A 13,988-nucleotide genomic window follows, 5' to 3' on the forward strand; every position below is an offset into this window, starting at 1 on the left:
GGCCATGGCTTCGCGCAAATTCCGCTTCATGGCCGCAGGTGGCGCCGCACTGGCGCTGGGTGGGGGCTACTTCATCTATACGCTGATGGCGGCCCAGGGCCAGGGCACGCTGGCACAGGCGCCGCTGAACATCCAGGTGCAGACGGCACCGGCCTTCCTGATGGCACTGGATGATTCCGGTTCGATGCTGTGGGAAACGCTGAACAATACTCGTGATGGTGTCTATCGCTGGGATGGCAGCAGCTTCTACAAACAGGGCGTTGCCAACGGCTACGGTGATTCCGTGCAGCGCTATCTGTACGTATTCCCGAGTTATGGGCGTGATAGCCAGGTGGCCATACCGCCGCTGGACAATTTTGGATTCGCCCGTTCCCCGGACGTCAACCCGTCGTATTACGATCCCCGCGAAACCTACCCCGGTTGGAAGACGGGCCTGTCGGGCGAGGCGGCCTCCAACTACATGGCGATCAAGCCTGCCAGTGCGCCTCTCGACCCGCGGCCGACCGGCGCGCCCTACAAAATCGGCGGTGCGCTGGACCTCACCGTGGAATCACTGTTGACCAGTATCGCTGTCGGAGGCGGGGACTCCGCCAACTGGCGCTTCCGTTTTCGTTTCGGGATGACGCTGCCGGTAGGCGCCCGTATCGAACGTAACCGGTGCAGCTTGAGCGGTGGCGCTACACAAAGAGATGGATCATTTGACAGGGTCACCCGCGCGACCACCATCAACAGCACGTCCTGCGACGCTGCCGTGGCCTTCTATCCGGCAACGTTCTTCCTGGCGGACCCAGCCACGCTGCCGGCAGAGTATGGCTACACTGCGGCTCCTGTCGCGGTGACCAATCCCGCTGGCGGGCGTCCAGGCACCCTGTACAAGTATGAAATCAAGCTGGAGAATTTCAACAAGGACCAGGCGAAGTACAACGCTGCCATCCAGAGTTTCGCGAACTGGTTCAGTCTGTATCGGACCCGTCGCGAAGCCTTGATCGGTGCGGCCACCAATGCGCTGCATGGCACTACGAACCTGCGCGTGGGCTGGTTCCGCATCAATGATCGGCCGGATGATCTGAAGAAGGTCAAGATGTACAACATGACCGACGAGACCGAGAAGTCGAAGTTGCTGTACGACATCATGGGCAGAATGCGAGCCAGTGGCTCCACGCCAAACCGTTCTGCCGCAGCATATCTTGGCCAGCAGTTCCAGCGCACGGATGACGGGGCGCCTGTGCTGCTGGCCTGCCAGAAGAATGCGGGTATGCTGTTCACTGACGGTTACATCAATGAAAGCGAAAACAATACTCTGATGAAGGACCTGGTGGCGCCTTACTACAAGGGCCCGCTGGTCGAAGACCTTGATAACGGCTCTGTGCCGGTTCCTGCAGAGTGCAGCAGTTCCAGTCCGGACCCGTCATTGGACTGCAACAGAAAACTGCACATGAATTTCTACGGTGTGACGCTGGGTACTCAGGGCAAAGAGTTCGGCGTCAAGTACCTTCCGGATCCGAAACGCCCCTGGGTGCTCAGTCCCGATCCGTACGTGGTCAAGCCCAATTTCCCGACCACGACGCAGGATCTCAAGCCGGAAGCGGTCGACGAGCTGTGGAACGCGGTATATGACACCCGCGGCGAGATGGTCAACGCCACGCGCCCGGGCGAAATCACCGCTGCCATGCGCCGGATCATCAGCAATGTTGCCCAAGGGGCCACGCCGTCCGGCTCGCGTTCGTTGACGGGGGCTCGTATCGGCGTGGGTTCGCTGTCGGTGGAGCCGTTCTACGAGGCGACCAACAACGGCACCGACTGGTATGGCAGGTTGCATGCCTACTCGCTGAAAGTGGACGACTCAACGCGCAGGATTGTCTCGGAGGAGGCATGGGAAGCGTCGGCGAAGATGCCAGCGGCCGCATCACGCCGCATCCGCTTCTGGCGCAACGGTGAACTGGTTGATTTCACCGGCAGTAATGTCAGCCTGGCCAACCTGTGCGACAAGTCGAGTGTGATGTATCCGGGCATGCTGATCTGCAGTGCCTCGGAACTGGAAGGGCTCGCCACGAATTCGGCGACCGCCGTGGCGTATCTGCGTGGAGACACAACCAACGAAAAGCGCAGCGGCGGCAGGCTGCGCGACCGTACCACAGTGCTTGGGGACATCATCACCTCTACGCCGGCCCTGAGCTCGCCGCTGGATGACTACGGCTTCCGCCGTCTGCCGGGCGCGATGGGCACCAGTTATGCCGACTATATGGTCACCAAGCGCAATGACCGACGCTACATGGTCTACGCGGCTGCCAACGACGGGATGCTGCACGCCTTTGATGGCGGCATGGGCGCGGATGGCGAGATGGACAGCGATGGTGGCAAGGAGCTGTTTGCCTATATTCCATCCACATCGTTGGGTCATATGGGCAATCTGTTGCTGCCCAACGATCCCACCAACCAGAACATCCAGCGCTTCCAGCATCGCTACTACGTCGATGGCCCAGTGACAATCAGCGATACCTATGGCAGCAGCGGTTGGACCACCTCGCTGGTGGGTACGGCCGGCGCAGGTGGCCGCAGCGTGTTCGCGCTGGATGTGTCTGATCCGGCCAGCTTCGGCGGCACCGGCTCGCTGCTATGGGAAATCAGTGATCTCAACGCCGCACTGGATGACGAAGTGCGAGCGAATATCGGCCATGTGCTGGGCAAGCCGGTGATCGTGCCGATGAAGAATGCCGATGGCTCGGTGGGCTTCCGGGCGATCTTTGGCAATGGCTATGAAAGCGAGAGTGGCAAAGCCGTGTTGTTCGTGGTCGACATGGCAGCAGGCAGCACGCCGACCATCCGCATGATCGAGGCGGTCGAGTCGGGTACAGATCTGCCCGCCGGTAGCAATGGGCTGGGCAACATCGTCGTGGTCGATCGTTGGGGCGGGGCTGGACAGAGCGAACGGGTTCGCGATGGTCTTGCCGATACCGTCTATGGTGCTGACAAGCGAGGAGCGGTCTGGAAGTTCGACCTGCGCGCCGACGCGGCACCGACAGTTCCGCTGTTCACCACCGATACTCATGTCGATCGCAGCGACAAGCGGACCTATCGCCAACCGATCACCGGCGGCATGACCGTGACCGCGGGCCCGTCCGGTGGCGTGATGCTGATCTTCGGGACCGGCAGCTTCTCGTACTACGGCGATGAGAACGATGCTGCGGTGCAGGCGCTCTATGGCATCAATGACGTCGAAACCGGGCAGCCCAGTGCCACGTTGACCTCGGCCAATCTGCGTTTGTTCGCGGCACAGTTTGAGAATGACGTTCGTACCCTGCTGCCGGGTACTATCCCGACGCTGAGCCGTGGCTGGACCGTAACGCTGTCCGACAAGGAGCGTGCAGTCGGCAATCCGCGCATCGTTTCCGGGGTGGTCTTCATGCCAACCTATATCCCGTCCGAGGCCAGGGGCTGCTCGGTGGATGGTGCGAACTGGGTGTTTGGCCTGCAGGCCGGCAGTGGCGAAGCGGCAATGTCGCAGGTGCGCTTCGGTGCACCGGATGGCACGTCGCCGGGGGCAGGTACGGCTGGTGTACCCCTGGAAACGGGCGGTAACGCTCCGGTCAGGGATGTCACGACCTCTGTTGTCCCTCGCCTTGCGCCGCCGGATCCGGGTGAGCCAGGGACCCCGCCTCCGACGCCGCCTGGCGAGGCCTGCCTGATGCAGATTTCGGTGGCAGGTGCAAAACCGATGTACTTGCCTTACCCGTGTGGTCGCCAGTCGTGGAGGCAGATCCAGTGAGTGGCATCCGTGCTTCGTCGATCAATGGAGTTGCCGCAATGCACACGACGTTTGCCCCTGGCCGCCTGGCCCGCGGGTTCACTCTCATTGAACTGATGATTGTGGTGGCGGTCGTGGCGATCCTCGCTGCGATTGCTTACCCGAACTACAGCGAACATGTGCGGAAGTCGCGGCGGGCGCAGGCCAAGGCCGACCTGGTGGAGTACGCGCAGCTGGCCGAGCGCTACCACACCGTCAACAACACCTATGTGGGCTTCACCTTCCCGGGCGGCGCGGATTCCATCAACTCTCCTCGTGAGGGTGGTACGGCGGCTTACACCTTGTCCATGGAAGCCGCGCAATCGACGTTTACATTTACGGCGACGGCTGCCAATGCTCAGACCAAAGACAAGTGTGGTGACCTGTCCCTCAACCAGGCCAATGTGAAGACGTCCAAGGGCACGCTGTCCGAATGCTGGTGATGTGGGAAAAGTGCGTCGGCGGTCGTCGTGGACAGGAGTGTTGCACTCTCTGACCGAGGTGATTACAATGCGCCTCCCCGCCCGAATAGCTCAGCCGGTTAGAGCACTTGACTGTTAATCAGGGGGTCGTTGGTTCGAGTCCAACTTCGGGCGCCAAGTTATACGCATCAAAGGCTTGCGGTCATCCGCAGGCCTTTTTTGTTTTCAGCAGGGTCGATCTGTCCTGGTCCGTGTTGATCGGACGCGACCGCTGTTGCTGACGATTATCCGGGAGTGCTCACGGCCGTCCGCGCAGATGCGCAGCGTCAGGTTGGCGCCAGGGCTGCGGCCATCCGGTTGGAAGTAAAGTTGTGGTCGGCCACTGCTGGTGGCTCCCCGGATCTTGATGTTCGGAAAGCCTGTCTGGTGCATCAGAATGGCGTCGGCAGAAGAGGGTGGTTGTCGCCCGCCGATTGCCCTGTAGATGATCCAGCCCTGGCTCCAGTCGTCGCCGCAGTGATGGCCATCGGTACTTGCGCAGATGCCGATCAAGGTACGCCGCATGATCGCCTGGTAGCGCGCAGTAGCGAGTCCGGACTGCAAGTTGATGCGGGTGGCGTCCGCGCGCTGCCGCAACAGCAGGGACTGCAGGGAGGGCCAGCCGGCCGCCAGTAGCACGGCCATCACTGCCACGACCGCCAACAGTTCGACCAGATGCATGCCTCGCGGTGCGGTAGGGCTGGGGAAGGGGAGGTGGCGCATGGGTCCAGCCTCCCTTGTCCAGCTAGGCGCCACCATCAGCCAACGCCGCGCTCACCTGCCCGGAAACCCCTCAGCGGGCCGTCACTCCATGCCCCGTATACTCACCACTCCCGGGAACTGGCACCATCATGAGCGACCGTTTTGAACTCGTCTCGCCGTATTCGCCGGCGGGCGACCAGCCTGATGCCATCGCAAAGCTGACCAGCAACTTCGAAGCGGGCATCGCCAAGCAGACCCTGCTGGGCGTCACCGGCTCGGGCAAGACCTACACCATCGCCAACGTCATCCAGAACGTGCAGAAGCCGACGCTGATCATGGCGCCGAACAAGACGCTGGCGGCGCAGCTGTATGGTGAGTTCAAGGCGTTCTTCCCGCACAACGCGGTGGAGTACTTCGTCAGCTACTACGACTACTACCAGCCGGAAGCCTACGTACCGTCGTCGGACACCTTCATCGAGAAGGACAGTTCGATCAACGAGCACATCGAGCAGATGCGGCTGGCGGCGACCAAGACCCTGTTGTCGCGCCCGGACGCGATCGTGGTGGCGACGGTGTCGGCAATCTATGGCCTGGGCGCGCCGGAAGACTACCTGTCGCTGCGCCTGATCCTGTCCAAGGGCGAGCGCATCGACCAGCGCGACCTGATCAACCACCTGACCCAGCTGCAGTACACGCGCAACGAATACGAGCTGCAGCGCGGTACGTTCCGCGTGCGTGGTGAAGTCATCGACGTGTTCCCGGCCGAGTCGGACAGCGAGGCGCTGCGCCTGGAGTTGTTTGATGGCGAGGTCGAGAAGATCACCCTGTTCGATCCGCTCACCGGCGAGACGCTGCGCAACATGCAGCGCTTCACGGTCTACCCGAAGACCCATTACGCCACCACGCGCGAGCGTGTGCTGGCGGCGATCGAGACGATCAAGGTCGAGCTGAAGGAGCGCCTGGAGCAGCTGTACGCGCAGAACAAGCTGGTGGAGGCGCAGCGCCTGGCGCAGCGCACCCAGTTCGATCTGGAAATGATGGCCGAGGTCGGCTACTGCAACGGCATCGAGAACTACTCCCGGCACCTGACCGGCAAGAACGCCGGCGAACCGCCGCCGACATTGTTCGACTACCTGCCGGCCGACGCGCTGCTGGTGATCGACGAATCGCACGTGACCATTCCGCAGATCGGTGCCATGTTCAAGGGCGACCGTTCGCGCAAGGAGACGCTGGTCGAGTTCGGGTTCCGGCTGCCCTCGGCGCTGGACAACCGGCCGCTGCGCTTCGAGGAGTGGGAAGAGCGCTGCCCCCGCAGCATCTATGTGTCGGCCACGCCAGGCCCCTATGAGTACCGCGAGGCCGGTGACGAGATCACCGAACTGGTCGTACGCCCCACCGGGCTGATCGACCCGGTGGTGGAGATCCGCCCGGTGGGCACCCAGGTTGACGACCTGATGAGCGAGGCCAACGCGCGCATCAAGGCCGGTGACCGGGTGCTGGTCACGACGCTGACCAAGCGCATGGCCGAGAATCTCACCGAGTACCTGACCGAGCACGGCATCCGCGTGCGCTACCTGCACTCGGACGTGGACACGGTCGAGCGCGTGGAGATCATCCGCGACCTGCGCCTGGGCAAGTTCGATGTGCTGGTGGGCATCAACCTGCTGCGCGAGGGCCTGGACATGCCCGAGGTGTCCCTGGTGGCGATCCTGGATGCCGACAAGGAGGGCTTCCTGCGCTCGACCGGCTCGCTGATCCAGACCATCGGCCGTGCCGCCCGCAACGTGCGTGGCAAGGCGATCCTGTATGCGGACAGGATCACCCGTTCGATGCAGGCGGCGATCGACGAGACCGACCGCCGTCGCGCCAAGCAGGTCGAGTACAACGAGCAGCACGGCATCGTGCCGCGCTCGGTGGCGCGTCCGATCACCGACGTGCTGGAAGGTGCGCGCTCCGATGCGGCCGAGAAGGAAGCAAAGAAGGGCAAGGGCAAGGGCAGGCCCGGCGTTGCCGAGGAGGGGAGTGACTATCGATCGCTCAGCCCGGCCCAGCTGGCGTCCCGTCTCAAGGCGCTGGAGCAGCAGATGTACCAGCACGCCAAGGACCTGGAATTCGAGGATGCCGCCCGCGTGCGTGACCAGATCCGGCAGCTGAAGGAAGCGAGTCTGGGCTGAACGCGGCAGTGCAGCATCTTCTTCACAAAAGTGTTGCGCTTCACGGCCGGCATCCGTAATATACGCGGCCTGCACCGACGCAATCGCGGACGTTCAGAAGCAAAATCGGGCGGTTAGCTCAGCGGTAGAGCACTACCTTGACATGGTAGGGGTCACAGGTTCGAACCCTGTACCGCCCACCACGAAGTCCCTGGAAGGGGGCTGTCGTGAACTGCAAAGCCCGGCCCTGGCGCCGGGTTTTTACGTAGCAAGGCCAGCTTTCGGGCGGCAAGAACAAGATGGGCGGTTAGCTCAGCGGTAGAGCACTACCTTGACATGGTAGGGGTCACAGGTTCGAACCCTGTACCGCCCACCACCTGGCTCCCGGCATTGCCGGTGCAGCGGTGGATCACGACGGAAGCCGGCCTTGTGCCGGTTTTTCTCGTTTCAGGCATCGATCACGGTTCCACATGGTCAGCGTTGCACGACCAGGTCTTCGACGCTGATCATCCGCTGCAGCTTCCAGTGACCGTCCACGCGCTCCCAGAGCTGGGCGACGCGAACCGTCGCACCACGCGTGGGCTGGGCAACGCCGGGTTCGTGTTGCAGGGGCTGGTTGGCCAGCCTCAGGACCCGGTCCTGGCGCAGCCGGTAAAGCAGCAGGGAGGGCGAACCGCAATCCTGTCGTACGACGTCCGGCTGCTGGGTTTCGGCAAGCAGGATCTGGCTGCGAAGGGCCTCTTCAGTGGGCCCGTTGCCAGCGCCGAACAGGCTGGAGAGCAGCAGCATCAGGGCAAGCATCGGCATGGCACGGTGCTCCAGCGGGAAAGTGCACGCAGGCTGGCATGACATGTGGGGTGCTGCAGCCGGCCTGCGACGAAGGCCGGAATTGAACCGCCAAAGACGGCCGGGGGGCGATGAATCCGGGCCGTGCAGGCGTAGACTCCGGTCTACCGCGCAATCGCGCCGTCACTGCAAGGAGCTGCCGCATGAGCGATCACGTTCCGGTTTCCCGGCCCAATCCCATCCTTGAGCTGCTGTTCGGCGGCAACATGCTGGAGGGTACCTTCAAGGCGGTGATCTGGGTGGCCCTGCTGGCGGCAGTGCTGGCGTGGACCACGTTCCGCTGAGTCTTCCCGCTGCCCTGCAGCACCGGCAGCGTCGCTGGCCCGCGCTCAGGCGCTGAAGGCCTGGCGCAGGCTGCGCAGCGTGGCCTGGCGATGTTCCTTTGCGGTCGCTTCGCCCATCTCCAGTTCCTGCAGGCGCAATCCCACCAGCGTCATCGACAACGCGTAGCCGCGTGCCGCATCGGCAGCACGCGAAAGGCCCAGTGCGCGGCGCGTCAGCGCGTTCACGTGTTCCAGGTCGGGCAGCAGCCCCAGGTAGGCGCGCTCGGCGCTGTCCAGGTCGGGGGCACGCAGGATCGCGTGCGCTTCAGCAGCAGGGGAGACGGAGGCCATGGGGGGTCCTTGTCCGTTGCGGGCGCTCGATCAGAACGAGCGCATCAGGGAAACGAAGGCCGACGTCTGTGTACCGCGACGGGCCATCGGGCTGTCCTTTACTGCATCGCCGAACCACTGGTTGGCGACGACGCCGGTCGCGCGCCACTTCGTGCCCAAGGGCGTGCTGACTGCGATCTGCAGGCTCGGTGATGTCGCGCTGCCCGGGTTGTAGGCGGCAAGTCCCGAGCGCAGCGCTTCTTCGTCGGTGATGCCGTAGTAGTAGTCGAGCAGGCGCGCACTGGAGTGCACCACGCCGACCTTGGGCACCCAGGTGAAGCGACCGGCCTGGATCGGATAGCTGTAGTGCAGGCGCGACTCCATGCCACCTCCGTGCCCGGTGACCTCGCGCACCACGCTGGCCTCGACGATGCCCCAGTCGGCGCTGTACTCACCGTTGATGCCAGCCATGGCCGACATCTGCCGGCTGTGCAGGCGGCGCAGCTGCGGGTCGTTCACGTCGTCGGTCTTGAAGCGCAGCGTGTAGGGCGTGACTGCCGCCGACAGGCGCAGGCCCTCGCGCTTGTACAGGTACATGCCCAGCGAGCCCGGGCTGGCGAAGAAGCGCTCGCCCTGCCAGGCAATGGACGGTACGACCAGCGGCTTGACGTCGTAGTGGGCGTACGCCCCCGAGGTCGCGCCGGCACTGATACCGGCCTGCACGCCCGGGTTCCGGTCGGCGGCGTGGGTGATCAACGGCAGGCCGATGGCAGCGGAGAACAGCAACGGGCGCAGCAGGGTCGGGGACAGCGACGGCATCGATCAACCACTTTGCGGGGGATGGCTGTGCATGGTGCGGGTACAACATTGTCAGAACATTGCGCCTTCGCAACTGGCACACGAAGACGCCCAAACCTGGCGCCAGGCACTATGATCGGCACCGTTTCCGGTAGCCGAGCCCCTGATGCGCATTCTCCTGGTCGAAGACGATCCCGATCTGTCCCGAGCCCTGCAGTCGGGCCTGGAGCGGCAGGGCGTGGTCGCCGACGTGGTCGGCAGCCTGGCCGAAGCCGCGGTTGCGCTGCGCGAGCCGGTGCATCAGCTGATGCTGCTGGACCGTCAGCTGCCCGATGGCGATGGCGTGGCTTTCGTCGCCACCGCACGCGCGCTGCGCCCGAACCTGGCGGTGATCATGCTGACGGCCAAGGGCAGGTTGTCAGACAAGGTCGAGGGCCTGGATGTCGGTGCCGACGACTACCTGGTGAAGCCGGTGGCGATCGAGGAGCTGATGGCGCGGATCCGTGCTGTCTCGCGGCGGCCCTCGGCCATGGTGACACCGAGCCTGCATCTGGGCCGGCTGGAATTCGACTTCGAATCGCTGCAGGCACAGGTGGAGGGCCAACCGCTGGCGCTGCCGCGGCGCCAGGTGCTGGTACTGCAGGCACTGGCGATGCGCCAGGGGCGCACGGTCACCCGCACGGCACTGGAGGCCGCGGTGTACGGCTTCGACGATGAGATCCAGTCCAATGCGCTCGATGCGCACATTTCCAAGCTGCGCAAGGCGCTGCAGCAGGCCGGGGCGGGCGTTGAAATCCATGTGATCCGGGGCGTCGGCTACCTGCTGGCGGAGGCCTGAGATGGCGCGTCCGACACGTCCGATCCGTTCCATCACGCTGGGGTTGGCCTGGCGGTTGTTCCTGGCGCAGGCCTTCACCGTGCTGTTCGCCGTTGTTGCGCTGATCCTGACCTGGGGCGACAAGGACACCTGGGGCATGGACATGTTCATGGCCGAAGCCGTGGCCAAGGCCGTGCACAGTGAAGGCGGGCGGTTGGTGCTGGACCAGGCGCGCTGGAACAAGCTCGACGCCGAGGCCGGGGGCAACCTCTGGTTCGCGGCGGTCGACGACAAGGGTGTCTGGCTGGAACGCGGCACGATTCCGGCGATCCACGCCCCGCTGCTCGCGCGCCTGCCGACGCTGGGTGCCACCGAACTCGGCTCGCTGGTGCCGCCGTACCTGGACGTGGCGCGGGTCATGATCCGCAAGGAGGACGGGCGGCGCATCACGGTGATGGTGGGTGGGGCGCCGAAGGGCGGGTTGCTGGACGGTGCGCTGATGGTGCTGCGCCTGATCGGGCTGTGGTTTTTCCTGCCGCTGATCGTGATCACGCTGCTGGTCATGCCGACCGTGATCCACCGCGCGATGCGCGGCGTGCGCCGCTCCGCACAACAGGCCAAGGAGCTGGATATCGGCCAGCCGGGGGCGCGTCTGGATGCGCAGCTGGTGTCGACCGAGGTCGCACCGCTGGTGGAAGCCTTCAACGACGCGATCGACAAGGTGCAGCAGGGGTATGCCGCGCGTGACAAGTTCCTCGCCGATGCCGCGCACGAACTGCGGGTGCCGATTGCAGTGGTGCAGGCGCGCCTGTCGCAGTTGCCGCAGGGCGAGCTGAAGTCGCAGCTGCTGACCGACGTGGCGCGGCTCGGTAACGTTGCCGAGCACCTGCTTGACCTGCAGCGACTTGATCGTAATGTCGGCGCACTGCAGCGGCTGGATCTGGCGTTGCTGGTGCGCGAAGCGGCCGCCGATCTGGCGCCGCTGGTGGTGGGGGCCGGTTACGGCTTCGAAGTGGATGCACCCGAGATGCCAGTGTGGATCCATGGCGACAGCCTGGCGCTGGGGCGGGTGATCGCCAACCTGGTGCACAACGCCATCGTCCACGGCGGCGGACGCGGCACCATCTGCGTGCGCCTGGATGCACGTGGCCTGCTGGAGGTCAGCGACCAGGGCGCCGGTATTCCGGTGGGCGACCGTGAAGCGATCTTCGAGCCGTTCCATCGTCTGCGCGCAGCGGGTAGCGGCAGTGGCCTGGGCCTGCATCTGGTGAAGGAAATCGTGCAGCACCATGGCGGTTCGGTCAGTGTCGGCGAGGCGGCCGGCGGCGGTGCCAGCTTCCGGGTCAACTTCCATCGCGGTAGCGTCCGCCGCTGACGCCAATACGGGCTAAAGCCCGATAGGCACGCTGCTGCCCCGGCGGCAGGCTGGGGTGATGGTCGCCGAACGATCCGCTCCACCGCTGTTTGGCAGTGGTTGTGCCGCCGGTCTGGTGCTGGGTGCGCTGGCCTGCGTGCAGCTGCCGGTGCTGCCGCCGCTGTGGCTGTGCATGCCGTTGGCCATTGCCAGCGCCACAGGCTGGATCGTGCCTTGGCGCGGCCGCGCCTGGACGGCTGCGCTGTTCGGCCTGTCGTGGGCGGCATTGCACGGACACTGGGTCCTGCAGGGCCAGCTTCCACCCGGAGGGCCCGCGCAGGACGTGCAGGTCCTTGGCCGAGTGGTTGATCTTCCACACAGTGGCCCCGGCTATACCCGTTTCGTGTTGAAGGTCGACGAGGCCGATGCGCTGCCCTCGTTGCGTGGCAAGCGCCTGCAGATCACCTGGAACGATCCATGGCGTGGACCGCCTGCGAGCGGCACCGATGGTGGGCGCCATGCGGTTCAAGCTGGCGCGTACTGGGAGCTGTCGCTGCGGGTGCGGGCACCGCGTTCGCGGATCAATCCTGGAGGCTTTGACGGCGAACGCCATGCATTGCTGCGCGGTATTTCCGGCAATGGCACGGTGCGCGACCCCGGCGCTGCGCGTGAGCGCGCGCCTGCACAGGGCCTGCCGGCCTGGCGCGAGCGCAGCAGTGACGCCATCGCAACGCAGGTGGCACATCCTGCCGCGCGGTTCGTGCAGGCCCTGGCACTGGGCGACACGCGCGGCCTGTCCGATGCCGACTGGGAGCACCTGCGCGCGCTGGGCCTGACCCATCTGGTCGCCATTTCCGGTTTCCACGTTGGCGTGGTGGCTGGCTTTGGCGTACTGCTGTGCCGCGTGTCGTGGTGGCTGTGCCCGGTGCTGGGACGGTTCCGGCCTCGGCCGCAGGCGGCGGCATGGGGCGCGGCGCTGGCCGCAGCCGTCTATGCCGTGGCCGCCGGCGGCGCGCTTCCAACAGTGCGTGCGGCGCTGATGATCGGGCTGGTGGCACTGGCCCGTGCCGGGCGTCGCCCGGTGGGTGCGGGGCAGGGACTGGCCCTGGCCGCGATGGTGATGCTGCTGCCGGCGCCGCTGTCGGTGCTGTCGGCCGGCTTCTGGCTCAGTTTCGGGGGCGTGCTGTGGCTGCTGTGGTGCCTTCCACGAACCGGGCCGGACGGCGTCGGTGGGGGCCTGCGCGGCTTTCTGGCCGCCCAGGGCGTGGCCAGCCTCGGCCTGTTGCCGCTGTGCGTGGCCCTGTTCGGCGGCACCGCGCGCTTGGGGCCGCTGGTCAATCTGCCGATCATTCCGTGGTGGACCCTGCTGGTGGTGCCGTTGTCGCTGCTGGGTACCGGCCTGCACGCGTTGCATGATGGCGCCGGGCGCTGGGCATGGCGCGCCGCCGCCTGGCTGTTCGAGCTCAGCTGGCAGGCCCTGCAGCCGTTGGCGCTGCACCCGCAGGCGATGTGGTGGTTGGCCGAGGCGCCGCGCTGGGCGGTGCCGGCGGCAGTGGCGGGGGTGTTCTGGTGGCTGCTGCCACGCGGCGCTGGCGGTACCTTGGCAGGCCTGCTGCTGTGCCTGCCGCTGCTGTGGCCCGCCCGGCATGCACCGGCTGAAGGCGAACTGGAGCTGCTGGTGCACGACGTAGGGCAGGGCACCGCGGTGCTGGTGCGTACGGCGCGGCACGCGCTCTGGTACGACGTGGGGCCGCCGACCGGCGGCGACGGCAACGAACGCATTCTGGTCCCGTCCCTGCGCGCGCTCGGACAGGGGCCGCCCCAGCAGGCGATGCTCAGCCATGACCATCTTGATCACACCGGCAGCCTGCCGAGCCTGCGAAGGCAGCTGCCCGGACTGCAGCTGCTGGCGCCACCGGGCAGCACCATCGCCGGCGCTGCGCCCTGCCAGCAAGGGATGCAGTGGCAGTGGGACGGCGTTGATTTCCAGGTCCTGCACCCGGCACCGGGCAGCCGCCAGGCCGAGAACGAGGACAGCTGCGTGCTGCGCGTCGCCAGCCGTCACGGCGTGGTCCTGCTGCCTGGCGATATCGGCCGCCCGGCCGAGCAGGCGCTGCTGAAGGCATACCCGGCAGCGCTGAAGGCGGATGTGGTGCTTGTGCCGCACCATGGCAGCGGTGGCAGTTCCAGCGCGCCGTGGGTCGAGGCCGTGGCGCCACGGCTGGCGGTGGTCTCGGCCGGGCACCGCAACCGCTTCGGGCACCCCCGCCAGGACGTGGTCCAGCGCTGGCAGGCGCAAGGGGCCGAGGTGCTGGCCACGGCCGATTCCGGGGCGATCCGCATATGGCTTGGCGCACAAGGGCTGCAGCTGCGTGAACAGCGCATCCACGCATCCCGGTGGTGGGATGCCGCTGGGCGGGCGCGGTCGGCTGCTATCCTATCGCCGATCGAACAAGCGGCCGTTGGGCCGGAGGGTTGAA

The 13,988-nt window shown here is 65.6% G+C and carries 11 protein-coding genes and 3 tRNA genes; 10 read left to right on the forward strand and 4 right to left on the reverse strand.

From position 1 onward, the window contains the following. Positions 1-4 precede the first annotated feature (4 nt). The 3 genes from ACZK45_RS07055 (at position 5) to ACZK45_RS07065 (ending at position 4,383) form a co-directional block, all read left to right on the forward strand. On the forward strand, positions 5-3,766 hold the full coding sequence (locus ACZK45_RS07055) for a pilus assembly protein (protein WP_478445634.1): 3,762 nt from the start codon (positions 5-7) through the stop codon (positions 3,764-3,766). Positions 3,767-3,804: 38 nt separating this feature from the next. Then, a complete protein-coding gene (locus ACZK45_RS07060) occupies positions 3,805-4,227 on the forward strand; it encodes a type IV pilin protein (protein WP_164079896.1) in 423 nt (140 codons plus the stop codon). 79 nt (positions 4,228-4,306) lie between these two features. Then, positions 4,307-4,383, forward strand: a tRNA-Asn gene (locus ACZK45_RS07065). A 48-nt stretch (positions 4,384-4,431) separates the two neighbouring features. Here the strand turns inward: ACZK45_RS07065 and ACZK45_RS07070 are convergent. Beyond that, positions 4,432-4,926, reverse strand: coding sequence for a GspH/FimT family pseudopilin (locus ACZK45_RS07070; protein ID WP_478445635.1), 495 nt, complete (start codon positions 4,924-4,926; stop codon positions 4,432-4,434). A 170-nt stretch (positions 4,927-5,096) separates the two neighbouring features. On the opposite strand from ACZK45_RS07070, the gene uvrB reads away from it, so the two are divergent. The 3 genes from uvrB to ACZK45_RS07085 all read left to right on the forward strand — a co-directional run bounded on the left by uvrB (position 5,097) and on the right by ACZK45_RS07085 (position 7,476). Continuing rightward, a complete protein-coding gene (uvrB, locus tag ACZK45_RS07075) occupies positions 5,097-7,121 on the forward strand; it encodes an excinuclease ABC subunit UvrB (protein WP_164160602.1) in 2,025 nt (674 codons plus the stop codon). A 107-nt stretch (positions 7,122-7,228) separates the two neighbouring features. Beyond that, positions 7,229-7,303, forward strand: a tRNA-Val gene (locus ACZK45_RS07080). Between the two features lie 98 nt (positions 7,304-7,401). Next, positions 7,402-7,476, forward strand: a tRNA-Val gene (locus tag ACZK45_RS07085). Positions 7,477-7,574: 98 nt separating this feature from the next. On the opposite strand, the gene ACZK45_RS07090 is transcribed toward ACZK45_RS07085, so the two are convergent. After that, entirely contained in the window at positions 7,575-7,907 is a 333-nt protein-coding gene (locus tag ACZK45_RS07090) for a hypothetical protein (protein WP_125893534.1), read from the reverse strand. A 182-nt stretch (positions 7,908-8,089) separates the two neighbouring features. On the opposite strand from ACZK45_RS07090, the gene ACZK45_RS07095 reads away from it, so the two are divergent. Further along, a complete protein-coding gene (locus tag ACZK45_RS07095) occupies positions 8,090-8,230 on the forward strand; it encodes a hypothetical protein (RefSeq protein WP_010486087.1) in 141 nt (46 codons plus the stop codon). Positions 8,231-8,275: 45 nt separating this feature from the next. On the opposite strand, the gene ACZK45_RS07100 is transcribed toward ACZK45_RS07095, so the two are convergent. Both ACZK45_RS07100 and ACZK45_RS07105 read right to left on the reverse strand, forming a co-directional pair. Further along, positions 8,276-8,560, reverse strand: a complete 285-nt coding sequence (locus tag ACZK45_RS07100) for a hypothetical protein (protein WP_019337170.1) — start codon at positions 8,558-8,560, stop codon at positions 8,276-8,278. Between the two features lie 30 nt (positions 8,561-8,590). After that, entirely contained in the window at positions 8,591-9,358 is a 768-nt protein-coding gene (locus ACZK45_RS07105; RefSeq protein ID WP_478445636.1) for a MipA/OmpV family protein, read from the reverse strand. A gap of 145 nt (positions 9,359-9,503) precedes the next feature. Here ACZK45_RS07105 and ACZK45_RS07110 point away from each other — a divergent pair, with 145 nt between their 5' ends. The 3 genes from ACZK45_RS07110 to ACZK45_RS07120 are packed head-to-tail and all read left to right on the forward strand — an operon-like array spanning position 9,504 to position 13,987. Further along, positions 9,504-10,175, forward strand: coding sequence for a response regulator transcription factor (locus tag ACZK45_RS07110; protein WP_032128900.1), 672 nt, complete (start codon positions 9,504-9,506; stop codon positions 10,173-10,175). A gap of 1 nt (position 10,176) precedes the next feature. After that, positions 10,177-11,529: a sensor histidine kinase gene (locus ACZK45_RS07115; protein WP_049462677.1), complete on the forward strand. Its 1,353-nt coding sequence runs from the start codon at positions 10,177-10,179 to the stop codon at positions 11,527-11,529. A gap of 58 nt (positions 11,530-11,587) precedes the next feature. Next, complete coding sequence (locus ACZK45_RS07120) at positions 11,588-13,987, forward strand: DNA internalization-related competence protein ComEC/Rec2 (protein ID WP_478445637.1); 2,400 nt, start codon at positions 11,588-11,590, stop codon at positions 13,985-13,987. The last annotated feature ends 1 nt before the right edge of the window (position 13,988 follow it).

The organism is Stenotrophomonas sp. 63632_Sma (assembly GCF_056482875.1).